This window comes from Psychrobacter sp. CX14 (genome assembly GCF_057396205.2).
Genome location: NZ_CM183187.1, coordinates 188,479 through 212,167 on the forward strand (window position 1 = coordinate 188,479; position 23,689 = coordinate 212,167).

20 protein-coding genes are annotated in these 23,689 nt (G+C 44.9%); 15 read left to right on the top strand and 5 right to left on the bottom strand.

Translation table 11 applies throughout. The features are described 5' to 3' along the window. Positions 1-53: 53 nt before the first annotated feature. Positions 54-1,004, top strand: a complete 951-nt coding sequence (locus AC2SLO_RS00835) for a D-2-hydroxyacid dehydrogenase (RefSeq protein ID WP_486539987.1) — start codon at positions 54-56, stop codon at positions 1,002-1,004. Positions 1,005-1,140: 136 nt separating this feature from the next. Here AC2SLO_RS00835 and AC2SLO_RS00840 read toward each other — a convergent pair whose 3' ends face one another. Further along, positions 1,141-2,025, bottom strand: a complete 885-nt coding sequence (locus tag AC2SLO_RS00840; protein WP_486539985.1) for an EamA family transporter — start codon at positions 2,023-2,025, stop codon at positions 1,141-1,143. A 233-nt stretch (positions 2,026-2,258) separates the two neighbouring features. On the opposite strand from AC2SLO_RS00840, the gene AC2SLO_RS00845 reads away from it, so the two are divergent. The 3 genes from AC2SLO_RS00845 to AC2SLO_RS00855 are packed head-to-tail and all read left to right on the top strand — an operon-like array spanning position 2,259 to position 5,819. After that, complete coding sequence (locus AC2SLO_RS00845) at positions 2,259-4,175, top strand: ABC transporter ATP-binding protein (RefSeq protein ID WP_486539983.1); 1,917 nt, start codon at positions 2,259-2,261, stop codon at positions 4,173-4,175. Between the two features lie 39 nt (positions 4,176-4,214). Continuing rightward, on the top strand, positions 4,215-5,162 hold the full coding sequence (locus AC2SLO_RS00850; RefSeq protein ID WP_486539981.1) for an alpha/beta fold hydrolase: 948 nt from the start codon (positions 4,215-4,217) through the stop codon (positions 5,160-5,162). A 12-nt stretch (positions 5,163-5,174) separates the two neighbouring features. Next, positions 5,175-5,819, top strand: a complete 645-nt coding sequence (locus tag AC2SLO_RS00855; protein WP_486539979.1) for an alpha-ketoglutarate-dependent dioxygenase AlkB family protein — start codon at positions 5,175-5,177, stop codon at positions 5,817-5,819. Positions 5,820-5,850: 31 nt separating this feature from the next. On the opposite strand, the gene AC2SLO_RS00860 is transcribed toward AC2SLO_RS00855, so the two are convergent. From AC2SLO_RS00860 to hisA, 4 genes are all read right to left on the bottom strand, one after another. Beyond that, positions 5,851-6,726 (bottom strand): EcsC family protein, encoded by an 876-nt coding sequence (locus tag AC2SLO_RS00860; protein ID WP_486539977.1) that lies wholly within the window; start codon positions 6,724-6,726, stop codon positions 5,851-5,853. 303 nt (positions 6,727-7,029) lie between these two features. Next, positions 7,030-8,019 (bottom strand): NADP-dependent oxidoreductase, encoded by a 990-nt coding sequence (locus AC2SLO_RS00865; RefSeq protein WP_486539975.1) that lies wholly within the window; start codon positions 8,017-8,019, stop codon positions 7,030-7,032. Positions 8,020-8,292: 273 nt separating this feature from the next. Further along, positions 8,293-10,011: a mechanosensitive ion channel domain-containing protein gene (locus AC2SLO_RS00870; protein ID WP_486539973.1), complete on the bottom strand. Its 1,719-nt coding sequence runs from the start codon at positions 10,009-10,011 to the stop codon at positions 8,293-8,295. A 65-nt stretch (positions 10,012-10,076) separates the two neighbouring features. Next, a complete protein-coding gene (hisA, locus tag AC2SLO_RS00875; RefSeq protein ID WP_486539971.1) occupies positions 10,077-10,856 on the bottom strand; it encodes a 1-(5-phosphoribosyl)-5-[(5-phosphoribosylamino)methylideneamino]imidazole-4-carboxamide isomerase in 780 nt (259 codons plus the stop codon). Between the two features lie 389 nt (positions 10,857-11,245). On the opposite strand from hisA, the gene AC2SLO_RS00880 reads away from it, so the two are divergent. The 11 genes from AC2SLO_RS00880 (at position 11,246) to AC2SLO_RS00930 (ending at position 23,659) form a co-directional block, all read left to right on the top strand. Continuing rightward, positions 11,246-12,598, top strand: a complete 1,353-nt coding sequence (locus AC2SLO_RS00880; protein ID WP_486539969.1) for a Na(+)-translocating NADH-quinone reductase subunit A — start codon at positions 11,246-11,248, stop codon at positions 12,596-12,598. Positions 12,599-12,603: 5 nt separating this feature from the next. Beyond that, positions 12,604-13,836 carry an NADH:ubiquinone reductase (Na(+)-transporting) subunit B gene (locus tag AC2SLO_RS00885; protein ID WP_486539967.1) on the top strand — a complete coding sequence of 411 codons (1,233 nt, stop codon included), beginning with the start codon at positions 12,604-12,606 and terminating at the stop codon, positions 13,834-13,836. Then, entirely contained in the window at positions 13,820-14,671 is an 852-nt protein-coding gene (locus tag AC2SLO_RS00890) for a Na(+)-translocating NADH-quinone reductase subunit C (protein WP_486539965.1), read from the top strand. The genes AC2SLO_RS00885 and AC2SLO_RS00890 overlap by 17 nt, the downstream gene beginning before the upstream one ends. Position 14,672: 1 nt before the next feature. Continuing rightward, positions 14,673-15,347 (top strand): NADH:ubiquinone reductase (Na(+)-transporting) subunit D, encoded by a 675-nt coding sequence (locus AC2SLO_RS00895; protein WP_486539963.1) that lies wholly within the window; start codon positions 14,673-14,675, stop codon positions 15,345-15,347. Continuing rightward, positions 15,347-15,955 (top strand): NADH:ubiquinone reductase (Na(+)-transporting) subunit E, encoded by a 609-nt coding sequence (nqrE, locus tag AC2SLO_RS00900; protein ID WP_486539961.1) that lies wholly within the window; start codon positions 15,347-15,349, stop codon positions 15,953-15,955. Before AC2SLO_RS00895 ends, nqrE begins: the two co-directional genes overlap by 1 nt. Before the next feature lie 64 nt (positions 15,956-16,019). After that, positions 16,020-17,258: an NADH:ubiquinone reductase (Na(+)-transporting) subunit F gene (nqrF, locus tag AC2SLO_RS00905; protein WP_486539959.1), complete on the top strand. Its 1,239-nt coding sequence runs from the start codon at positions 16,020-16,022 to the stop codon at positions 17,256-17,258. A gap of 248 nt (positions 17,259-17,506) precedes the next feature. After that, entirely contained in the window at positions 17,507-18,313 is an 807-nt protein-coding gene (locus AC2SLO_RS00910; protein ID WP_486539957.1) for an SDR family NAD(P)-dependent oxidoreductase, read from the top strand. A gap of 247 nt (positions 18,314-18,560) precedes the next feature. Then, positions 18,561-19,730, top strand: coding sequence for an FAD:protein FMN transferase (locus tag AC2SLO_RS00915; RefSeq protein ID WP_486539955.1), 1,170 nt, complete (start codon positions 18,561-18,563; stop codon positions 19,728-19,730). A gap of 213 nt (positions 19,731-19,943) precedes the next feature. Next, on the top strand, positions 19,944-21,479 hold the full coding sequence (gene nhaD, locus AC2SLO_RS00920) for a sodium:proton antiporter NhaD (RefSeq protein WP_486539953.1): 1,536 nt from the start codon (positions 19,944-19,946) through the stop codon (positions 21,477-21,479). Between the two features lie 431 nt (positions 21,480-21,910). Further along, positions 21,911-22,159, top strand: coding sequence for a (Na+)-NQR maturation NqrM (gene nqrM / locus AC2SLO_RS00925; protein ID WP_486539951.1), 249 nt, complete (start codon positions 21,911-21,913; stop codon positions 22,157-22,159). A 210-nt stretch (positions 22,160-22,369) separates the two neighbouring features. Then, positions 22,370-23,659 (top strand): MFS transporter, encoded by a 1,290-nt coding sequence (locus tag AC2SLO_RS00930; RefSeq protein WP_486539949.1) that lies wholly within the window; start codon positions 22,370-22,372, stop codon positions 23,657-23,659. The last annotated feature ends 30 nt before the right edge of the window (positions 23,660-23,689 follow it).

Sequence of the window (23,689 nt, forward strand, 5' to 3'; positions counted from 1 at the left end):
AAGACCCAAGATCAGTTGAACCTTCCCTATTATAAGTTATAAAAGGTTATGTTATGAAAGCCGTTTTTTTAGATAAAGGAACATTCTTAGACAGTGTTGAGTTGCCAGCACCTGATGGCGTCACCGATTATGTCACCTTTAATGACACTGAGCAGGACAATGACTTGATTATTGAGCGTTGCCAAGATGCCGATATTATTCTCACCAATAAGGTTAAGATTGACCGTGAAGTTATCGCTGCCCTCCCCAATCTTAAGCTCATTCAACTCACTGCCACTGGCATGAATAATGTCGATAGTGATGCCTGTAAAGAGCATAATGTCGAGCTGTACAATGTCGCAGGCTATGCGGTCAAAAGTGTGCCCGAACATACCTTTATGCTGATGCTGGGGGCACTGCGGGCGGTGGTTCATTATCACCAAAAGGTCGTCGATGGTACATGGGAGGCGTCAGGTAGCTTTAGCCTATTGGATATTCCGCTAATTGATTTAGAGAACAAAACGTTAGGCATTATCGGTGTCGGTACTATCGGCGAGCGGGTTACTAAGATTGCCAAGGCCTTTGGTATGAAAGTTCTTTGGGCGGAGCATCAAGGCAAAGCGCCGCGTAATGATGACTATACTGACTTTGACACCGTACTCAAAACCTCCGATATCATTAGTCTGCATTGCCCATTGACCGAGGAGACCAAACATCTGATTAATCAGGATACCTTGGCGAAAATGAAAAAGCAGCCCTTAGTGGTCAATGCAGCACGTGGCGGTGTTGTTGACACTGAGGCTATGGCAGAGGCGATTAAGCAGGAGCAAGTGCTTGGCTATGCGACCGATGTGTTTGAACAAGAGCCGATTGCAGAGGATGATCCGCTACTGGCGTTTGCCAAAGAGCAGCATCCTCGCGTTATTTTTAGTCCGCATAATGCATGGGGCAGCGAGGCGGCGCAGAAGAAGTTATGGAATATTTTAACCAAGCAGGTTGAAGACTTTATTACCAAAAATGCTTAAAGCACGATACTATTAAATAGCTAAACAAAGAAAGGCGACACTCAGGCAGTGTCGCCTTTCTTTGTTTTTCTGATGCTGTTCAAAGTGGTTATGCCGTGATTTCGCTTCAATATTTGGCTACCTTGACTATCTTAAGTTAGCCCCAAAATAGAACCAATACGCAGCAGATAGCAAGCACGATACCCAGTAGGTTAATTTTGCTAAGTGTCTCTTTGAAAGCGACCACACCGACAAGGGTCGCCACAGCAATTACGCCGACGTTCATACCTGTGAATACCACGCTAGGCGCATCGGATAAGGCTTGGTGTGCTTTGACATAAGCGTAGATATTACCCATGTTTAATATGCCCAAAATGACGCCAGACGCTAATGCTTTGCCTTGCCACTGCGTCTTTTTGATAAGCAGGTAAATAAACAACAGTAAGCCTGCCAGACCGAAGCTCATAAATAGGGTTAATGGGAAAGCGGCGCCTTGTTTTGCCACTTGTTTGAACAAGATATCAATGACACCGTAGCCAAGCCAAACACCCAGTAACCATAATCCTACCGGAAGCTTTGGTGCATCATTAAAAGCCGTTGTATCATAAACGCGATAACCAATCACACTTGGATTATTTTGACGATAAACCAGTGCGATTAGTGCCACAAAACCAATAGCAATACCCAATATGCGCTGCGTGGTTAACGTTTCACCAAACAGCAAAAAGGCGGAGACGATTGGAATAATCAATGACAATCGCTGCGCAGCATCAGTGGCAATAATACCGACTGACTCAATCGCACGACCCAAGATTAGAAAGACCAGTGGCAGTAATATGCCCAGTAAAAGAATAATACCCCACGCGCTACCAAGCGTATCGATACCGCTTAAATCAGGTCTGAGTAACAGCCCTGTCAGCAAAAAGGCGACTGGATAACCTGCCACAATGGTCTGACGGATATCGATGCCTTGTTGGCGTAATATTTTTAGTAATACCGATACCGAGACACTGCATAGCACAGCAATAATGAGATAAGTCATAAGTTTGTCTCTAAAATGACAAATGTAACAAGATATTACAATCTATGCAATCGACTTTTGATAATTCGCTCATTTAATAAGAATTGAACTAATTGAGTCGTTTAAATAGGAGCTTGATTGCTTATCAATTTATCGACCTATTGGTCAGCTGCTGACACGTTATTTAAAGTCTCAAAACAGATTTCACATAAATGGGTGAGCCGAATGAGTGACGCTCTAAATGGTAGTTATTTATGAACAAGCTTTTCAATTATTTCGAAACCCGCCTGCCAGCCTTCCCCGAAAACAAGATTCCTTTACCAAAGGAGGGCTTGTTTAAATTTTTGTGGGCCTGTACTTATGGCCTTCGCGGCTGGCTGCTGATGTTTATCATACTTACGGCAGGTATCGGTATCTACGAAGCCATGCTATTTGCGTGGATTGGCGATGTCGTCGATTGGCTCGGCATGTATACTCCTTCCACACTTTGGGCTGCCAAAAGTGACACCATTTTGTTGATTGCCGCAGTGCTGTTATTAAGTCCATTTTGGGTGGGCCTCGCCTCGCTGGTGCACTTTCAGGTAATTCAAGGCGTGTTTCCGATGCAAATGCGCTGGCGGTTTCACAAGCGTATGCTGGGCCAGTCCATGCAGTTTTATCAAAACGAATTCTCTGGCCGTGTTTCAGCGAAGGTGATGCAAACCGCACTGGCCGTCCGTGATACAGTAATTACCGTTGTGGATATGATGATTTATGTGCTGGTGTACTTTGTGACCAGTGGCATCATCTTGTTCCAACTCGATAGTCTGCTGCTGATTCCTTTTGGTATTTGGATGGTGCTGTTTGGCTTTACGCTGTGGTACTTTTTGCCCCGTTTAAAGCGAACTGCCAGCGTTCAGGCCGATGCACGTGCCCTGATGACAGGACGTATTACTGACGCTTATGCCAATATTATGACTGTCAAGCTGTTTAGCCACTCGCAGCGTGAGCTTGGCTATGCCAAATCGGCGATGCGTCAGTTTTTACATACGGTACATGGTCAAATGCGCTGGGTCACTTGGCTTGAATTTGTGAACCATTTAATCAGTGTTATTTTGATTGGTAGTACTGCCGGTATTGGTCTGTATCTATGGCAGCGCGGTGATGTCGGTGTGGGCGCGATCGCCGCTGCCACTGCGATGGCGCTGCGTCTTAACGGTTTGACGCACTGGATTATGTGGGAAATGGCAAGTCTATTTGAGAGCATCGGTACTGTGCAAGATGGTATTCACACTCTGTCAGCACCGCAATCGATTATAGACAAAGACGGTGCTGCCGATATGGTAGTTAGTGAGGGACGCATTACCTTTGAGCATGTTGATTTTGGCTATGAAGGGTCGGATTTAAGCATTGCACGTACTGAGCCACTGAATGCCGAGAATGTGCTGCCAGCAAATCCTAACTATATCAAACTGCTTGATGATTTTAATCTAGATATCAAACCAGGTGAAAAAATTGGTCTGGTCGGTCGCTCAGGTGCCGGTAAATCAACCTTGGTCAACTTACTACTGCGCTTTTATGATGTCGATTCTGGGAAGATTACCATTGATGGTCAGGCCATTGACGAGGTCACTCAAGAAAGCTTACGTCAGCAAATTGGTATGGTGACTCAGGATACCTCACTACTGCACCGCACCGTGCGTGAAAACATTGCTTATGGCCGTCCGACAGCGACCGATGACGAGATTATCGCGGCGTGTAAAGAGGCGCAAGCTTGGGACTTTATTCAAGATTTAAATGATGCCAAAGGCAATACAGGACTAGATACCCAAGTGGGTGAGCGCGGCGTTAAGCTCTCTGGCGGTCAGCGTCAGCGTATTGCTATTGCCCGTGTAATGTTGAAAAACGCGCCTATCTTACTGCTTGATGAGGCCACCAGTGCACTAGACTCTGAGGTGGAACATGCGATTACTGAGAGCTTAAATAGCATGATGACCGGCAAGACTGTTATCGCTATTGCGCATAGACTCTCAACAATTGCCGCACTTGATCGACTTGTCGTGATGGATAAAGGGCGTATCATTGAGCAAGGCAGCCATGACGAACTACTGGCTAAAAATGGCGTGTATGCTGGATTGTGGCAACGTCAAAGTGGCGGCTTCTTGGGCGATGACGACGACAACGCACTCTAATACCGGAATTAAAACGCATAATTTAAGGACATAATGATAATGAATGGATATCAACAGCCAATGCAAGATTTTGAAAAGAAGCTCACTTTGGCGGGCAAGCAAGCCCGCTATTATGACTTTACCACTCTGGGGACTAATGAGGACTCAAGCAGTCAGGATACAAAACCCATCGCCCACTTCTATGGCGGCAATGGCTTTGCTGTAGGGGTTTATGAGCCATTAGTCACTGAGCTTAGTCAGCAGTTTTGCATGGTTAGTCTTGCGATGCGCGGTTATTGGGTTGACTTGCCAACAGATAAGGTACTAACCCGTGAGCAAGATGCAGATTACCTCATTGAGTTTCTAGAGCAGACGCAAAACGGTCCTGTTATTGGTATTGGCCACTCACAAGGCGCCACAGCAACCGCGATGGCAGCGGCCAAACGTCCTGATTTATTCTCTGCACTGTATTTGATTGACCCGGTGACTTTTACCAAAAAGCAGACCTTTATCTATAAGCACATTCCTCGGCCTATCTTACTGACGCAAGAGCCGTTTAAAAGCACTAAGACTAAGCCAAATAACTGGTCAAGTATTGACGCTTATTATCAAAGCCTGCGTGATAATCGTGCTTATCGGCGTATCAGTGACCAGCATCTAAAGCTGTTTGCAAAAAACAGCCTGATTAAAAAGGAAGAGGATAGTTATCAGCTGTTATTTGAGCCGAAATATGAGCTTGCCAGCTATTTTGGTACTCCGTATGTCACCCCTGCCCTAAAAAAACTGAACAACACAAAAGTTAATTACTTACTGATATTGGCAAAACCTTCCGTATTTAATAGCGATAAAGTCCGTGACAGCTGGAAAAAAATAGTGCCAGACTCGCATATCGTCACACTCGCCGATTATGGTCATTTATTACCGATAGAAGCGCCTGAGCAATGTGCAAAGGTTATTTTCGAGTCGTATAAGAAGACTAACCCTCAACCCTCAACCCTCAAAAACTAGCTAACTGCCTAAATGACTGATTTATTTGCGCCACACCCCACAGATAACTTGCTGCCTTACGATGGTATTGTTAATGACTTAGGCCTTGTCGTAGAAAACGATGCAGACCTTTATGAGCAGCTTTTACGTGAGCTGCCATGGCAACCTGATAAGGTCACCTTATTTGGCAAAACCCATATCACGACTCGGCAGATTGTGTGGATGGGTGATACAGACGAGCGTTCAGGTCTGACATTGACCTACACCTATTCTGGGCATACTAGACCGATTAATCCTTGGCATCCTATAGTGTTTCACGTGAAACAATTCATTGAACAGCAGCTATCGGAGATGGGCGTAGCGGTTACTTTCAATACCTGCCTGCTGAATTATTATCCCAGTGGTCAAGACGGTATGGGCTATCATGCCGATGATGAACCAGAGCTTGGCCCCCAACCTATTATTGCCTCATTATCACTGGGTGCGACACGTAAATTTGTCTTAAAGCACAAAAAGACCCAAGACAAAGTCGAACTTTATCTTGGGTCAGGGCAATTGATTATAATGCGCGGCGCCACACAGCAGCACTGGAAGCACACCGTCACCAAAACCAAAATAATCCACGACGGTAGAATCAGTCTCACTTTTCGCTATATGCTCAATCACAGCAAGGCGTAGTGACTGTCTAGAGATGAACTAGCTGCTTTAATTAGGCCGCTGCACGATCTAAGAAGCGTTTACGATAACATTGATAGGCCGCGTCACAGACTGTGGCAGTATATTTAGCATTCACACCACCCGCGACGACGGCACCAACCGCTGGCACCACTTGAGCGGCTTTTGTTTTAACCAAATTGGTCGCTACTTGAGTCGCTGTCTGGCGAATAACGCGTGATATCAGCTCCTCATTCACCTTGTTAAAAGCCATCGTTTCTGGGTCTTTTAGTAAATTTAGGGTATCATTTAGCGCAGCCTGACGCTCCTTCGCTGAGTGAGAGGTCGCAATTGCCAACAAAGAGATGGCAAATAGTTGCTCGCTCTCCTTATTTGTATCAAAGCCATAGTGCAAGGCATACTCGTTGATGGCTCTCAGATTGGCAGTTAATAGCCCTGCTATATCTACAGCAATACCAGCCCAACCGACGACACCTGTCGTAATACCTTGTGCGCTTGCTGCGGCAACATATTTACTTTTAAACAGTTTTACCTGCTCATCAATGGTCTTTAATGGTAGTTTTTGAATATCCGCAATGGATTCTATCTTGTCTGAGGTATGCGTCTGATTATATTCTTCTAGAACCTGTTCATTATCAATCGACCAACTGGCGGTATCACTTAGCGTGGTTAGCGCCTCTTCGACAGCGTCTTTTAGGGTGTCACCAAACTGCGGCGCATTCATGATGGCATCGCCTGCCTGCTCAATCGGTGCACTGATTGCGGATAGGCTTTTGGTTAGCACATTTTGCTTCGGATTCATCCAGTCCTCAATATCTTGACGAGCGCGAGCAACATACTCTTCTGAGGTTAATTTATCGTTGCTGTTTTTTGAGTCAGTGGCATTTTGTAGCTTTTGTTTGAGTGACATAATTTGTCTGTATCCTTTGATTAAGACTTTGATTAAGAATTGAATGACTAAAAATAATTTAACTGTTTAAATTCTGTCTTTAGTTGAACATGCTACAGCTACCCATGCCACCATGTTTAGTTAGTCAAGCATAAGGTTCGTGTTAACTATGTATGGCTTTCTTAAGTAAACGAGGCTGCACAGTCCTTTATTTGGATAACCCAAAAAAAACCCAAGACAAGGCTAATCTCATCTTGGGCTGAACTTTTGATTGAACTTTTAATTGAAACTGGACTAAATTTATCTAACCTAGACTCAACTTGCCTACGACATCTCTAACACAATCTTACCAAAGGTACCGCCTGTCTCGAGTGCCCGATGTGCTTCAGCGGTTTTGGCTAGGGGATACGTCTGCTGAATATGCAGCGTCAGCTTCTCTTTAGCAATTTGATTCAGTACTGCTGCTAAGTCTGTCGCATTTGGCTTGGCAATAAAGCCTTCAATAGTTAAGCTATCAGGGCCTTCTTGTTTTAATTTATCAACCCAGATAGACGGCAATACCACAACTCGGCCGTCCTCTTTAAGCACAGGCAAAGCACGTACCCCAGCATCGCCTCCGACCAAATCTAACAAGACGTCAGCATTTAATTCTGGAAAAGCAGCGCCTTTAGTGTAATCAATCCACCCCGTCAGCTTACCGGTATCTATCAAGTCGCCTATCTTCTGATACTTTTCAGGCGAACAAATCAGTGTCAGCTTAATACCTTTATCATCCACCAACTGCGTTAACATTTGTAGTGCCAAGTGCCCAACACCGCCTGCTGGCGCATTTATAACCACGTGCTCGCCTGCTTTAATATCAGCAAATTCTATGAGCTGATAAGCCGTAGTACCGACGCAAGGTAGCGCCCCAGCTGTTTTTAGATCTACGCTCTCAGGCACCCGAGCTAATAATTCAGCGTCTATGGCATTATATTGAGCATAACAACCGCCTTTAAAGCTCAGTGAGGCAACTCTATCTCCTGCCTTAAAGCCATCGACATTACTGGCTACCACCTCACCTGCCATATCAAAGCCTAAAATAGCCGGTTGATTATTAGCGAACTGATTGTTACGGATATTATCGGCACCCCAGCCTTTACCTTGACGGGTTTTATAATCAATAGGGTTGATACTGGCATAAGCAATTTTGACCAACACCTGATTCTCTTTAGGCTCAGGTACTGACACATCACTTTGATAGTTTAAAACATCTGCCTCACCAAATTCTGTGATGGTAATGGCTGATTGGGTTTGAGGATATGTTGAAGACATTGCATACTCCTTGTTTGATTATTTTAAATTCTAACCATGTTGTTCCTAATAGCTTATCTATTTAGCATACTAAACGCTACTCTCAACATCTATCAAAATAGACAATAAAAAAGCTGAGTCCCGTTGGAGCTCAGCTTTTTATTGGTTAGTTTATTTTATTAGCCACCTTATTCGATAAGATTGTCTAACTATAGAGTACACCGTGCTATTGGATTCGCCTTAGGAGAGTAATACTCACTCTTTTATATGTGCCTGACGATAGCTATCTCTGTATTACTCTTGCGGGGTGTCGTGACTCAGTAAATCTTGATCGCCACCATTGTCCTTTATTTCCTCCTCCACTTTTTGCATCAGCTTAGGATCAGGACTTGCATCGAACATTTCTTTGACATTGCTATTACCCAATATTTTCTTGGCACGCTTCTTAGCCGCTGCTTTTTCGGGGGTTTCTGGCTCAATGACTTTGTCTCTAGAGGTTGGCTTAGGCTCAGTATCCGGTGTTTTAGACGCGACATTGACGTTAAGCGTGTCCTGATTATCTGTATCTTTATCGACCACATGATTGGCCTGTTTGAGTGCATTTTCCACATCGCCATTAAAACGCAGCTTATAAATTGGCTCGGGTAAGCTAAAGCCTTGATCCTCAAGCGCATGCTTGGCTTCACGAATGGCAATACTACGTGCTTTCAACAAATCCGTATCGGTCTGATTGACCCAAGCCTGAAATTGAAGCACGATATTAGAATTACCCACCTCGTCGATAATGGCCACAGCTTTGGGGTCTTTTAAAATAAAGTCCAATTCATTAATCGCATCCAATCCTACTTTAATAGCAGCGATGGGGTCATCATTGGCATCAACGCCGAGTTTAAAATCAAAGCGACGTTCTGGATTTTTGGTGTAATTCAAAATAGTCGCTTTAAACACCTCAGAGTTTGGCACCCGCAATTGATTGCCATCTGGGGTCATTAAAATCGTCGCACGACTGGTCAGACGCACCACAATGCCCTCTTTATCATTAATTTGCACGAAGTCGCGTGCCATAAACGGTTGACGGATACTGAGCATCAGCGAGGCGATATAATTTTCAATGGTGTCTTTTACCGCAAAACCGACCGCAATACCAATCACACCAGCACCGCCAAGCAGTGTCCCGATAATGGCTTCGGCCCCTAATAGACTCAGTCCCAAAATCAGACCAAGAACAATAAACACTACCTTGACCGTTTGTGATAAAAGCTCTGCCACAAAGGGATTGGGCGTAACACGTTGCCATAGACCCTTACGGCGACCGAGCCACGAGCCAAACCATACCACAAAGGCAAAGACCAATATCGCAACCAATAATAAAGGCGCCGCTTTAATCAGCGCTCGTGCTTGCTGCTTTAAGCTATCAATGACTGGCGTGACATTGTCCTGAACATCTAGCGTACGGCTGATACGATCTTCAACCGCCACCACATCACTGACACGGTTAGCAAGACTAATCGCTTGCTGCGCTTTTTTCTCATTGGGCGCTTCACCTGATAATCTGACTACGCCCTGATTGACGGTCACAACGATGCTTTTTAGGCCTTCAATCTCGGAGAAGATACCCATAATTCGGTTTTTGATATCAGAATCATTGACCTTATCTGGGTTGGTCTCAATAACCGTATCTTTTTGAGTCAGATTACCCGCGACCGGTGCATTTTCTTTGATCGTTGACTCAGCGGTTGGGAGTGCCTCATCAACATCTGGAATACTAATGGCACCACTGTCTGTGTTGTCAGCACCCACAGACTCCGTACTATCCTCGCTGCCATCCACCGTATCAACCGTATCCGCAACCTCTTGTGTATCTTCAACAGCCGCTTCTGGTGCAGCATACGTTGGCACGCCAGCTGCCACCATAAAGAAGAGACCAAGGCTAAGTAAGCTGCGTCTAAAAACTGAACGATGTCGAGTATTTTTGTCACTGTCCTGATGGTTTGAGTCAAAGGCGTCGGGCATTTTAGTATCCTAGTGCGAGAGGTGTTCAATTTAAAAAATTTAAGCAAACAGCGGACTATTTAAGACTATTTATCTAAATAGGCCTGTGCTTCACTCAAATCTAGCGTGCCTTCATAAATGGCACGGCCAGTAATGATACCTTCGATGCAGTCACCATAAGGTTTTAGTAGCTCAATATCCTTCATATCAGTCACGCCGCCTGATGCAATCACCGGAATACCGCCTTCGCGCGCCAAATTAACGGTTTGCTCAACATTTACGCCTTGCATCATGCCATCACGCGCAATATCGGTATAAACAATAGACGACACACCGGCATCGGCAAAGCGTTTGGCAAGCTCTGTGGCTTTGGTATCGGTAACATTGGCCCAACCATGGGTGGCGACCATACCGTCTTTGGCATCAATACCAACAATAATATGACCGGCGAACTCGCGGCATGCCTCTTCCACAAAATCTGGAGTTTCGACTGCTTTGGTACCGATAATAATGTAGGTTAAACCTGCGGCCAGATAATGCTCAATGGTCTGCAAGCTACGCACACCGCCGCCCAATTGTACAGGTAGATTAGGATGCTCTTTGGCAATTTCCATGACAACGTCTTTATGAACCGGCACCCCATCAAACGCACCATTTAAATCCACCAAATGTAGACGGCGAGCGCCTTCATTGACCCAACGTGTCGCCATAGCCACAGGGTCATCAGAGAATACGGTGTCATCTTCCATGCGACCTTGTTTTAGACGTACACATTTGCCATCTTTTAAATCAATGGCAGGAATAATTAACGGCGCTGTCAAAATTTTGGCATCATTACTTGATTGAGATGAAGAGGAAGTACGCATATAAAGACCTTAATTATAGGAAGATTTGGAAATAACTTGGATTATTAAAAAACAATGGATGGCAACCTTTGTCTACTAAAATAGCTTAAATTGGCAAACATACTGGCAATTTTAGGGTAATTTAACGTATAATCCTAGGTTATATTGTATATGTATTTTGGTAGCCAGTCGCCACTGTCTTCTATGCTAAGAGGTTAGCACAGGTCTATTTACTCGCAAGCATTTATCATTAAATAATGCGGTTTTTATAGCTCTGATGTGCGTTTTGTCGTGCTGTTGCTACATGCTCTTATCTTGCAAGAATCATACCTCGGTCACCATACCGTACGGGACTTGCTCTCCCCCGACAGGACGTCTGGCCTTTCTTCGCTTATGGAATAAGTTCGCTTATGATTACCATCAAAAAGGGGCTTGATTTGCCCATTGCTGGCGTGCCCAGCAGTGAAATCACCCAGCATTCGCCAAAGCACGTTGCGCTTGTCGGCTACGACTATGTCGGCATGAAGCCTACGATGAACGTCAAAGAAGGTGATACCGTCACGAAAGGCCAACCCGTTTTTGAAGATAAAAAACGCGTTGGTGTCATTTACACTGCCCCTGCCTCTGGTAAGGTAATTGCTGTAAATCGTGGTGAACGCCGAGTTTTTGAAAGCTTAGTTATTGAGGTTGATCCCAATGCTGAGGAAGTGACGTTTGATAAATTTGCTTCTAGCGAATTAGCGGGTCTTGACTCTGAAACCGTTGAAGCGCAATTAGTCAAATCTGGTGAATGGACGGCATTTCGTACGCGTCCTTATAGCCGCACGCCAGAGATTGGAGCGCGTCCACAAGCCATTTTCGTAACCGCAATGGACACCAATCCACTGGCTTACGACCCTATGTTATTGATAAAAGAAGAACAGCAAGCCTTTAATGATGGTTTGGCTGTTCTTTCTACATTATCGCCAAAGACTTACGTCTGTCACCATGGCAATGCGACTTTACCTAAAGTTGCGAACACGGCAGCCGGTAACAACACTGAATATCATGCATTTGCCGGTAAGCATCCAGCAGGTCTGGCAGGTACGCACATTCATTTCTTGCATCCAGTCAGCCGTGAAGTAACGGTTTGGACGCTTGGTTTTCAAGATGTAATTGCGATTGGTAAACTATTTACCACTGGTAGAATCTTTACCCGCCGTTTAATCAGCTTGGCAGGCCCAGGTGTGGCAAAACCGCATTTGGTTGCCACTGAGCGCGGCGCTGATTTGACTGAATTGACCAAGGGTCAGCTCAATCCTGGCGATAACCGTATCATTACTGGCTCAGTATTATCTGGCCGTAAAACCATTGCATCGACAGCCTATCTTGGTCGTTTCCATAACCAAGTAAGCGTGTTACAAGAAGGCTATGAGCGCCCTGCGTTCCACTTCTTCAGCTTAGGTTTTAATCGTTTCTCAAAGCTGCCTATTTATATTTCTCAGTTCTTTGGTGGCAAAAAATATAATTTCACAACCACGACTAATGGCTCGCCTCGTGCGATGGTGCCCATCGGTGTGTATGAAGAAGTTATGCCGCAAGACTATCTACCCACTCAGCTATTACGTGCCCTTATTGTTGAAGATATTGTGTCAGCGGTAGATCTCGGTGCATTAGAGCTTGATGAAGAAGACGTGGCACTTTGTACCTTTGTTTCACCAGGCAAATATGAGTTTGGTGACATCTTGCGTGATAACTTAACTCGCATCGAGCAGGAGGGCTAACGCTGATGAAATTTTTACACAATATGTTTGACCGCTTAGAGCCTAGCTTTACCAAAGGCGGCAAATTTGAGAAATACTACGCTGTGTTTGAGATGTTTGACACATTCTTACGTCAGCCTAGCAGCACCACCCATTCAGCATCGCACGTTCGTGATGGTATCGACTTAAAACGCATCATGATTATGGTGTGGTTATGTACCTTCCCTGCGATGTTTTGGGGTATGTACAACGTCGGTCACCAAGCATTAATGGCAATCAGCCAGTTAGGCTTGCAGCCTGAAGGTTGGCGTACAGCGGTTACCAACATGGTCGGTTATGATCCGAACAGTATTTGGGCAGCCTTCGTCTATGGTGCGATGCAATTTTTACCGATTTATATCGTCACCTTCGCGGTAGGTATTCTTTGGGAGATCATTTTCGCAGTGGTTCGTGGTCATGAAGTCAACGAAGGTTTCTTCGTAACCTCCGTGCTATTTGCGCTGTGTTTACCACCAGATATTCCTTTATGGCAAGTGGCACTAGGCATCAGCTTCGGTGTTGTGGTTGCTAAAGAAGTATTCGGCGGTACTGGTAAAAACTTCCTAAACCCTGCCTTATCAGGTCGTGCGTTCTTATATTTTGCATATCCTGCTTATATGTCAGGCGATACAGTATGGACCGCGGTTGATGGCTTCTCAGGGGCAACCCCACTTGGTTTATCAGCCATTGGTGTGACCCCAGATCAGTTCGTTAATGCTTATGGCACTGCAATCACTTGGATGGATGCCTTCTTAGGCAACATGCAAGGCAGTATCGGTGAAGTATCGACACTGGCTATCTTAATCGGTATGGTGTTCTTAATCTGGACTCGTATCGCGTCATGGCGCATCATCGCAGGCTGTGTTATCGGTCTGGTTGTTACCTCTTTTGTCTTCAACCTAATCGGTTCTGAAGACAACTTAATGATGAACCTACCTTGGTACTGGCATTTAGTATTGGGTGGTTTTGCTTTTGGTGCGGTATTTATGGCAACAGACCCTGTGTCTGCCGCTCATACCAATAAAGGCCGCTGGGCATACGGTATTTTAATCGGTTTTATGACTGTATTAATCCGTGTGATTAACCCTGCATTCCCAGAGGGCATTATGCTAGCCATCTTATTTGCTAACTTGTTTGCCCCATTATTTGACTACTTTGTCACTCAAGCAAACATCAAACGTCAAACGGCTCGGAGGATGCGTCATGTCCCAGCAGACTAAGAAATCAAACTCTAATATGACCACCATTATGGTGGCGTTGGTCTTGTGTTTGGTGTGTTCCGTACTGGTATCTGCTGTTGCAGTAGGCTTAAAGCCATCTCAAGTGGAAAACCAATTGCTTGACCGTAACAAAAACATTCTAGTCGCCGCGGGTCTATTTGACCCAGCGACCGATACCAATGCAGATGTTGAAGAGCGTTTTAAAGACTTCGACGTTAGATTGGTCGATTTAGAAAAAGGCGAATACGCTAACGAAGAAGATTTAGCAAGCGCTGGTATCGAAGATGTCAACGCGTATGATGCAAACCAAGCCTCTAAAAACAAAGCGCTAAGCATTGATTTAGGTAACGATGACCCAGCAAGTATTGGCGCTGTGCCAAAATTTGCTAAAGTCTATGTAAAAAATGACGCCGATGGTAACCCAGAGCTGATGGTACTTCCTGTCCATGGTTATGGCTTATGGGGCACAATTTACGGCTTCTTAACGCTAGAGGGCGACTTAAATACTGTAAAAGGTATCAGTTGGTACTCTCATAAAGAAACACCTGGCTTAGGTGCGCGTATTGAAGAACCTAAATGGCGCGCTCAGTGGGAAGGTATCCATGCATATGATGAAAATGGTGAAGTTGCCACTGGTGTGACCAAAGCCGGCCAAAGCAAAGATAACTGGGTTGACGGTATCAGCGGTGCAACACTGACCAGTGTTGGCGTGCGTAACCTGATTCAGTTCTGGCTTGGCGATCGTGGATATAAGCCATTTTTAGATAATTTACGTGGTGGCACTCCGACTAATAACGCTAACGCTCAAACAACCACTGCGGGCGAGGAGGCATAACATGGCAACAGATACCAAAAAAATCTTAACCACGCCGATTTTTGATAACAACCCGATTGCACTTCAGATTCTGGGTATTTGTTCGGCATTGGCAGTTACTACCAGCGTTAAAAACGCCTTGGTTATGTGTATTGCGTTAACCTTGGTAACTGCTTTTTCAAGCTTTTTTATCTCAACTATTCGTAACCGTATTCCATCAAGCATCCGTATTATCGTACAGATGACTATCATTGCATCACTTGTCATTGTGGTGGATCAGATTCTAAAAGCCGTTGCTTATGACGTCAGTAAGTCGCTGTCGGTATTCGTTGGTTTGATTATCACCAACTGTATCGTGATGGGCCGTGCTGAAGCATTCGCAATGAGCAACCCACCAATCCCAAGTTTTATGGATGGTATTGGTAATGGTCTTGGTTATTCAGCGGTATTGCTATTTGTCGCGTCGATTCGTGAATTACTCGGCAGTGGTAGCATTTTAGGATTTACGGTTCTAAACCCAGTAACAGACGGCGGCTGGTATGTGCCAAACGGCCTATTACTACTGCCACCTTCTGCATTCTTCATTATTGCTCTGTTCATCGCTATTGTGCGTACTTGGAAACCTGAGCAAGTTGAAGAGCCTGAGTTTGTTATGAAGCCCCAATCTAAAGGCATGGCTCATGGAGGAGGACACTAATGGGACATTATCTTAGTCTATTTATCACGTCTGTTTTTATTGAAAACATGGCGCTTGCCTACTTCTTGGGTATGTGTACCTTCCTTGCGGTATCAAAGAAAGTATCGACTGCCATTGGTCTAGGTGTTGCGGTTATCGTGGTTATGACGATTACCGTACCGCTAAACAACCTATTATTTCAGTTCATCCTAAAAGATGGTGCGCTGGCTTGGGCAGGTTTCCCAGATATCGATTTAAGCTTCTTAGGCTTATTAAGCTATATCGCACTAATTGCAGCAACGGTTCAAATACTTGAGATGTTCTTGGACAAATTTGTGCCAGCGTTATACAACGCACTTGGGGTATTCTTACCGCTAATTACCGTAAACTGTGCCATCATGGGTGGCGTATTGTTCATGGTTGAGCGTGATTATAACTTCACTGAATCATTAACTTATGGTGTTGGTGCAGGCTTTGGTTGGGCACTTGCAATCGCCTTGCTAGCAGGTATCCGTGAAAAGTTAAAATACTCAGACGTACCTGCCCCACTCCGCGGTTTAGGTATTACTTTTATTACTGTCGGATTGATGTCGCTTGGATTTATGTCATTCGGTGGCATGTCAATTTAACCGATTCACATTGCCCAGTTAATAGATAACAAGCGATTTTAATATTTAAATAAGGACAAAAATCATGGAGTTATTTGGTACCGCCATTGGCGGCGTCGCCATGTTTACCCTGATTATCATGAGCTTGGTAGCCATTATTTTGATTGCCCGCTCACGATTGGTCAGTTCAGGGGATGTCACCATTCATATTAATGACAATCCTGACAATGATATTGTGACGCCAGCTGGTGGTAAATTATTACAAACTCTAGCAAGCGAAGGTATCTTCTTATCTTCTGCTTGTGGTGGTGGTGGCACCTGTGGCCAGTGCCGCTGTAAAGTTATTGAGGGCGGTGGGTCTATCCTACCGACTGAAGAAGGTCATTTCACTCAAGGTGAAATCCGTGACAACATGCGTCTTGCCTGTCAGGTAGCGGTTAAGCAAGACATGCAAATCGAAGTAGATCCTGAGTTCTTTGATGTTCAAAAATGGGAATGTGAGGTTGTTTCTAATAACAACGTAGCGACCTTTATTAAAGAGCTGGTACTTAAGATTCCTGAAGGCGAGGAAGTAAACTTCCGTGCTGGTGGTTATGTACAGTTAGAAGCGCCGCCGCACGAAGTACACTACAAAGACTTTGATATTGATGATGAATACAAAGAAGACTGGGAAAAATTCAACATGTATCGCTACGTGTCGAAAGTCGATGAGGAAGTGATTCGTGCTTACTCGATGGCGAACTATCCAGATGAAAAAGGTATCATCAAATTTAACATCCGTATCGCAAGTCCGCCGCCGCGTGGTCCTGAAGGTATCCCACCGGGTAAAATGTCTTCATGGGTATTTAACCTAAAACCAGGCGATAAAGTAACCGTTTCTGGTCCTTATGGTGAGTTCTTTGCCAAAGACACCAAAGCTGAGATGGTATTTATCGGTGGTGGTGCAGGTATGGCACCAATGCGCTCACATATCTTTGATCAGTTGAAGCGTTTGCATTCAGATCGCAAGATTAGCTTCTGGTATGGTGCACGTTCTGTTCGCGAAATGTTCTATGTCGAAGATTATGACATGCTACAAGAGCAGTTCGATAACTTCGAATGGCATGTCGCCTTATCGGATCCACTTCCTGATGACAACTGGGATGGCTATACTGGATTTATCCACAACGTGTTGTATGAAGAGTATCTGAAAGATCATCCAAACCCAGAAGACTGTGAGTACTACATGTGTGGGCCTCCTGTCATGAACGCTGCAGTTATCGACATGCTACACAGCTTAGGTGTGGAAGATGAAAACATCTTACTTGATGACTTCGGTGGTTAATTTTCTACTTTGTCATTAACAACATGCCTTATAATAGTGACAAACTGTGATAAATTAAGAGCCTCAAATGAGGCTCTTTTTTATGGCTAATAATTTTAGTCCCTCTCCCCTACCCTCATCTATAGTCAGCGAGATACTAAACGGTTACGGCGTTAACCTCGCTAAGCCTACATTTGTCATACTTGCGCTCGGTTGCCTTGTCACCATTTTAGACTTCTGTGACTACAGATAAATAAGAAAGGATGCTTATGAAAACTAGAATCAACATTAAAGATATCACGGTATGGATTACCGGTGCTTCAAGCGGCCTTGGCGAAGCGTTAAGTATAGAGTTTGCTCGCCGCGGGGCGACCGTGATTTTAAGTGGCCGCAATACCGAAAAGCTCGATCTTGTTAAAAGCCGCTGCAAAAAGCCCAACAAACACTTTGTCATTCCTTTCGATGTAACAGATGCTGAGCAAAGCAAAGAGGCGTATGCTTCGGTAATGGACCAAGCCGGTCATATTGATTGGCTGATAAATAACGCCGGCGTCAGTCAGCGCTCGTTAATCATGGACACTAATGAAGCTGTCGAGCGTCAATTAATGGAAATTAATTATTTTGCGCAAACTCGTCTAACCCGTTTGCTATTACCTAAGCTGATTGAACAAGGCGGCGGCAAAGTGGTTATGGTATCTAGTGTTGCAGGATTACTCGGCACCCAATATCGCGGCGCGTATGGGGCAGCCAAAGCTGCGATTCATATGTGGGCCAACAGCTTACGTGCAGAGCTAAGCGAGCAAAATATTCAAGTTGCTACTATCTTCCCTGGATTTATCCAAACCAATGTATCGATTAATGCACTGACGGGTGATGGCAGCACACAAGGCACGATGGATAAGGCAACGGGTGCCGGCTTAACCGCCACGGCTTTTGCCAAACAAGTGGTGAGTGCCTTACAAAGAGATGAAGAGTACATTATTGCAGCCGGACAAAAAGAGAAGCTTGCCACCTTATTAAACCGCGTATCTCCGCAAAAGCTGTATAAAGTGATTCGACGTGCAAAGGTGACTTAAAACCTAGTGACTTTCAGGCTCGACTCCTTTACTAGTCGTTCTTAGATATAGCTCTACTTAATGACTTGATCCGCCTTTAACACCTTTTATAGACATAAAAGGTGTTAATAAATCGAGCGAGCGTTGTAAAATAGGGCAGCAGATTATTCACAGCAGCCATGCTATCAAAGTCACACTAAATTGACAAAAGCTGTCCAAATCCATTCCATCTTTAAATTAACCCTTCAACCGCGCCAAAGGATGTCCTATGTCGTCTCGCTTATCTAACAGCCCCCCTTCTCGCTTCTCTAACTTTTCTAGCTCAGCCAGTACTGGTATCACTATTGTTGCTGCTAGTGCCATTGGTCTGAGTGCCTGTCAGAAGCAGCCGGAATATAGTTATATTCAAGGTGAGACCATGGGAACTAGCTATCATATTCGCTATCAACAGCCAGATAATGTCGATGAGCAAGTGATAAAACAAGCGGTCGATGAGCGTTTGGTAGAGATTAATAACAGCATGTCGACCTATCAAGAAGACTCGACCATTTCTAAGTTTAATCGCTTATCTGCTGGAGAATCAATCCAAGTGGACGATGACTTTATTAAAGTATTAAGCGACTCCAAGCAGGTATACAAACAGTCGGGCGGCGCCTTTGATCCGACAGTGATGCCTTTGGTCACCTTATGGGGCTTTGGAAATGTGATGACGGTAGAGAGACTACAGAATCCGCCCTCTGCTGACGAGATTGCTGCCGCTAAGTCGCTGATTGATTTTGATAGCGTGACCGCAAAGGGTAATAGCGTGACTAAGTCAAAACAGGATGTAGAGCTGGATTTCTCGGCAGTCGCTAAAGGATATGGTGTCGATGTCATTGCTGATGTGCTGCGCAATAAATACAAGATTAACAACTACATGGTCGAGATTGGCGGTGAGATATCAAGCTCTGGCGTCAATCAAAAAGCACAGCCATGGCAGATTGCCATTGATGCACCCGTGATAGACAGCAGCGTGTCCGAGCGTCTGACCATCGCCGGTATTCGTCAGCCTAGCTCGCCAAATCAACTGCATTTGGCTACCTCAGGCAACTATCGTAACTCAGTGATTTTTGATAACAAACGCTATAGCCACACCATTGATCCGACCACAGGTCAGCCAATTGCTGGTGGTGCGCCCTCGGTATCGGTTGCAGCCGAGACAGTCTCTTTAGCAGATGCTTGGGCAACAGCTTTGACCGCCATGTCTTATGAGAATGCACTGAAAATGGCGACCGAGCAAAATATAGCGGCGATGTTTGTGATACCCAAGGATGGTAAGATACATGATGATATTGCGTCTGTAGAGGATATTACCTCTAATAATGTGGACCCATTGGCATATTGGCAAATTGTTGAGACACCAGCAATGAAGGCGTTAAGAGCGGGTCAAACTGATTGAGTTTAAGACTAAAAAACCACACATTTTAAGAAGTGATACTTACAAAACATCTTAACACAAAACACTATAAATTTCCCGAAATTAAAGGGTTTAAGCACTAATTTGACGAGTCATTTTACTGTCTATCTTAACGCTGTTGTATCCCTTAGAATGGTTGCGTTGTCATTGTTCAACGCGACACTTTAGGACTTTTATTAACATTGAGGATAGGCCATGATTTACTCGTTAATGGCATTGGTTTTTGTTTTAGGTTATATAGCGATTGCGCTTGAACACAACGTTCATATTGATAAAGCAGCCTCTGCCCTGCTCACCGCAATCCTCATCTGGACGCTGTTGGTTTTTGGTGCCGACACCTTACTTGCCGGCCAATTAGCGTCCCATGGTGGACAAGGTGTCACCGAGTTATTAAACACAGAGCTGCGCCATCACCTTGCAGAAATTGCAGAAATCTTATTTTTCTTGATGGGTGCTATGGTCATCGTCGAGCTGATTGACGCTCACGATGGCTTTTATGCCATTACCAGTCGTATCAAAACCACCAGTGCCATCAAGCTACTGTGGACCATTGGTCTGATGACGTTCTTCTTCTCTGCCCTGCTCGATAATTTAACGACCACTATTGTGATGGTCTCTTTGCTACGCAAATTGGTCGCAGACAAGCATATGCGTTGGTGGTATGTGGGTATGGTCGTTATCTGTGCCAATGCTGGTGGCGCTTGGTCGCCCATTGGCGATGTCACCACCACCATGCTCTGGATTGGTAACCAAGTCACGGCAAGCAAGATTATTGTGGATTTAATTGTGCCAAGTCTGGTCGCTGCGCTCGTGCCTATGCTGATATTAAGCTTCATTTTTCGCGGCAAACAGGTGTTTCGTCCTAAGCCTGCCAAAGTGCCTTTTCAGGCCTCAAACATTAACTATCTCGGCAATACCGCCACTGATTCTGAGCAACACAGTACAGCGCCTAACCCTGCGGCGGCAATGACAGGTCAAGCCGAGGTAACTCAGACAGCCATCACAGCCGATACCCCCATAACTCAGGATAACCTGACGCTTATGGCGCAGCAGTCAATTACCAGCAAGATGCGCATTAGCGTATTGACATTGGGCTTGTCGGCATTGGCCTTTGTGCCTATCTTTAAAACGATCACCCACTTGCCACCTTATATGGGTATCTTATTTGGGGTAGGCGTCCTTTGGGTATTCACAGAAATTATGCACCGTCATCACGACTGGTATATCAAAGAACGTATGACCGTGGTCGGCGTTTTGACCCGTGTCGATATGCCAAGCATCTTATTCTTCTTAGGTATCTTATTAGCAGTCGCCGGCCTTGCCACCGCCGGACATTTAACCGATGTGGCCTTATGGCTAGACAATACCTTTGGCAACTTGTACGTGATTAACGTATTAATCGGTTTGCTATCCTCCTTAGTCGATAACGTGCCCTTGGTCGCCGGTGCGATGAAAATGTATCCGTTATTAACCGATGCATCAGTGGCCCAACTGACAGGCGATGAATTGGCACGTCAAAGTCAATTCTTACAAGATGGCGCATTCTGGCATTTCTTAGCTTATTGTGCTGGTACCGGTGGTAGCTGCTTGATTATTGGTTCTGCCGCTGGCGTGGCAGCAATGGGGATGGAAAAGCTACCGTTTACTTGGTATCTCAAACGTATTAGTGGCCTAGCGCTATTAGGCTATTTAGCCGGTGCGATTACTTATATTATCATTCATGTCATCTGATTCTTAGTGTTATAAATTCGTAGTTTTATAACTAAATATCTTTTATAGCGCCTATGGTGATTGTGACCTTACATTAGGCGCTTTTTTAGAACCTGTATTCATAAGCTACAGTTATGGTATTTTTAGAATAAAATGAGACAATACGAGGCAAAATTGGGTTGAATAGTCCTTCTATTCGAGCCGAATTTTAACAAAGTAGTGGCTTGTTTTAGGCAAAAAGAGCCAATTATAGCTTGTGAATACAGGTTCTTAGTTTTTGGCTTAATATAATTGAAGGTTAAAAGCTAAATATCGAAGATTGCATATTGATATTCGAATTAGCACTGCTTGCTGTCGTTACAGCATTTATACTGCGCTGCCGCGGCCTCTTATCTGAATATGTGTTAAAATTGAACCAATAAAATACTCTATTTAAACTAAGTGAGGCTATTATGCTCGCTCAATTACTTCCTATGCTTGGCATTACCTTTGCCGTATTTGTCCTATTCTTTTTGTTTATGGGCATCGGTTACATGGTAAAAAAAGAACCGTTACGTGGTTCATGTGGCCGTGTTGCCAATTTAATGGGTGATGAGACGTGCCAGTTCTGTGGTAACGACCCCAATCTATGTGAACAGATTAACGATGAAAAAGCGTTTGATAGCAAGAAAGCAGCTGATTTAGGTAAATCTGCTCTATAAGCTGGTTTAGTCAGATTTCGGCACTGTTTAGCCAACTCTGAAGTACTCTATAACAAGTAGCGATAGCAGATGCCAGTGTCTGTTATTAGTGGCCAAACTTTCTGGCTTAGGTTCTGCTGATTATTTCTGCTATAGTTAAACCATCGCTTATGCGGTGGTTTTTTATGTCCGTCACCCTCCACCCCGTTTACCAAAAGTAAGTGGTTTACTATGTCACATTCCGCTTCTGCTCCGAATCAAGCAACGCCTAAGACCAATGAGCCTAGTTCAACGCATCACGCCAATCATGTGACCGAAAAAACGCCGCGCGCTGTCTTTTGGCTAGTAGCGATTGCCATCTTATTATTGGCCAGCAACATGCGCTCGCCTATCGTGGCATTAGGCGCAATTGCACCTGTAGTCGAGCAAGCGCTTGGCTTAAATGCCACACATATTGGTTGGCTTGGTGCTATCCCGATGTTGATGTTTGCATTAGGCGCACTGATTTCACCGGCCATTGGTAAACGATTTGGATTAGAGAATACATTAATCGCTGTCTTAGTCGCTATCACCGCGGGCATCATTATGCGCTCGACATGGATAGGCTGGCACGGCTTCTTGACCGGTACTGTTTTGTTGTCATTGGCCATCGGTTTTGCCAATACGTTGGTCGCACCGGTTATTAAGCAGCGCACCCCGCATAATATTGCACTAATGACTGCTGTGTTTAGCTTAACAATGTCGGTTATGGCAGGGACGGTATCCGGCTTGGTGTATCCGTTAACCGAACGCGTCGGTTGGCAATGGGCATTGGGCGGCTGGGCGATACTGGGCATTGCCGCTATCGTCGCTTGGATAATATTACGCCTAAAACTAGGCTCCTCACACAAGATGCCGGCCGCTGTAATGAATCCAACAGAGGCGGCTCAAGAAGCCACTTCTATCTGGAAATCGGGGCTGGCATGGCAAATGGCCATGCTTATGGGACTGCAATCATTGCTTTTCTATACCGTAGCGACTTTTTTACCCTCTATTTGGATTAGTAAGGGTTTAAGCGAGGTCGAAGGCGGTAATATGGGCTCAGTATTTCAGTTTATGGCGCCCATTGCCATTATTGGAATGACATGGCTGATTCGCCGCGGCATACCCATTCAAACTGTGGCGATTACTGCGACACTACTCAACCTCATAGGTCTGGTCGGTACCGCCTATTTGTCACCGTCATTAGCGTGGCTGTGGAGCTCGGCCATGGGGCTTGGCTGTGCCAGTATTTTCACGCTCTGTATTATGCTGTTCTCGCTGCGCACTTATTCTCCAAATCAGGCCAGTAAACTGTCCGGCATGGCACAGACTGTGGCATATTTGGTGGCCTTTACTGGTCCGTTTGGTGCCGGCTGGTTGCATGAGGTGACAGGCAGCTGGGATGCGCCTTTATTATTCATCTTAATCGTCACTGTCATTAATGTGGTGTTTTCTTGGCTCGCCAGTCGCCCTATTATGATTGACGGCAAGCCTGCATAAGCACTACTCTATTGATATATCGGGGCTTTT

Bases quoted from the DNA above. Each gene is read 5' to 3' on its own strand.
- AC2SLO_RS00835 (WP_486539987.1), top strand. From the start codon at position 54: ATGAAAGCCGTTTTTTTAGATAAAGGAACATTCTTAGACAGTGTTGAG.
- AC2SLO_RS00840 (WP_486539985.1), bottom strand. From the start codon at position 2,025: ATGACTTATCTCATTATTGCTGTGCTATGCAGTGTCTCGGTATCGGTA.
- AC2SLO_RS00845 (WP_486539983.1), top strand. From the start codon at position 2,259: ATGAACAAGCTTTTCAATTATTTCGAAACCCGCCTGCCAGCCTTCCCC.
- AC2SLO_RS00850 (WP_486539981.1), top strand. From the start codon at position 4,215: ATGAATGGATATCAACAGCCAATGCAAGATTTTGAAAAGAAGCTCACT.
- AC2SLO_RS00855 (WP_486539979.1), top strand. From the start codon at position 5,175: ATGACTGATTTATTTGCGCCACACCCCACAGATAACTTGCTGCCTTAC.
- AC2SLO_RS00860 (WP_486539977.1), bottom strand. From the start codon at position 6,726: ATGTCACTCAAACAAAAGCTACAAAATGCCACTGACTCAAAAAACAGC.
- AC2SLO_RS00865 (WP_486539975.1), bottom strand. From the start codon at position 8,019: ATGTCTTCAACATATCCTCAAACCCAATCAGCCATTACCATCACAGAA.
- AC2SLO_RS00870 (WP_486539973.1), bottom strand. From the start codon at position 10,011: ATGCCCGACGCCTTTGACTCAAACCATCAGGACAGTGACAAAAATACT.
- hisA (WP_486539971.1), bottom strand. From the start codon at position 10,856: ATGCGTACTTCCTCTTCATCTCAATCAAGTAATGATGCCAAAATTTTG.
- AC2SLO_RS00880 (WP_486539969.1), top strand. From the start codon at position 11,246: ATGATTACCATCAAAAAGGGGCTTGATTTGCCCATTGCTGGCGTGCCC.
- AC2SLO_RS00885 (WP_486539967.1), top strand. From the start codon at position 12,604: ATGAAATTTTTACACAATATGTTTGACCGCTTAGAGCCTAGCTTTACC.
- AC2SLO_RS00890 (WP_486539965.1), top strand. From the start codon at position 13,820: ATGTCCCAGCAGACTAAGAAATCAAACTCTAATATGACCACCATTATG.
- AC2SLO_RS00895 (WP_486539963.1), top strand. From the start codon at position 14,673: ATGGCAACAGATACCAAAAAAATCTTAACCACGCCGATTTTTGATAAC.
- nqrE (WP_486539961.1), top strand. From the start codon at position 15,347: ATGGGACATTATCTTAGTCTATTTATCACGTCTGTTTTTATTGAAAAC.
- nqrF (WP_486539959.1), top strand. From the start codon at position 16,020: ATGGAGTTATTTGGTACCGCCATTGGCGGCGTCGCCATGTTTACCCTG.
- AC2SLO_RS00910 (WP_486539957.1), top strand. From the start codon at position 17,507: ATGAAAACTAGAATCAACATTAAAGATATCACGGTATGGATTACCGGT.
- AC2SLO_RS00915 (WP_486539955.1), top strand. From the start codon at position 18,561: ATGTCGTCTCGCTTATCTAACAGCCCCCCTTCTCGCTTCTCTAACTTT.
- nhaD (WP_486539953.1), top strand. From the start codon at position 19,944: ATGATTTACTCGTTAATGGCATTGGTTTTTGTTTTAGGTTATATAGCG.
- nqrM (WP_486539951.1), top strand. From the start codon at position 21,911: ATGCTCGCTCAATTACTTCCTATGCTTGGCATTACCTTTGCCGTATTT.
- AC2SLO_RS00930 (WP_486539949.1), top strand. From the start codon at position 22,370: ATGTCACATTCCGCTTCTGCTCCGAATCAAGCAACGCCTAAGACCAAT.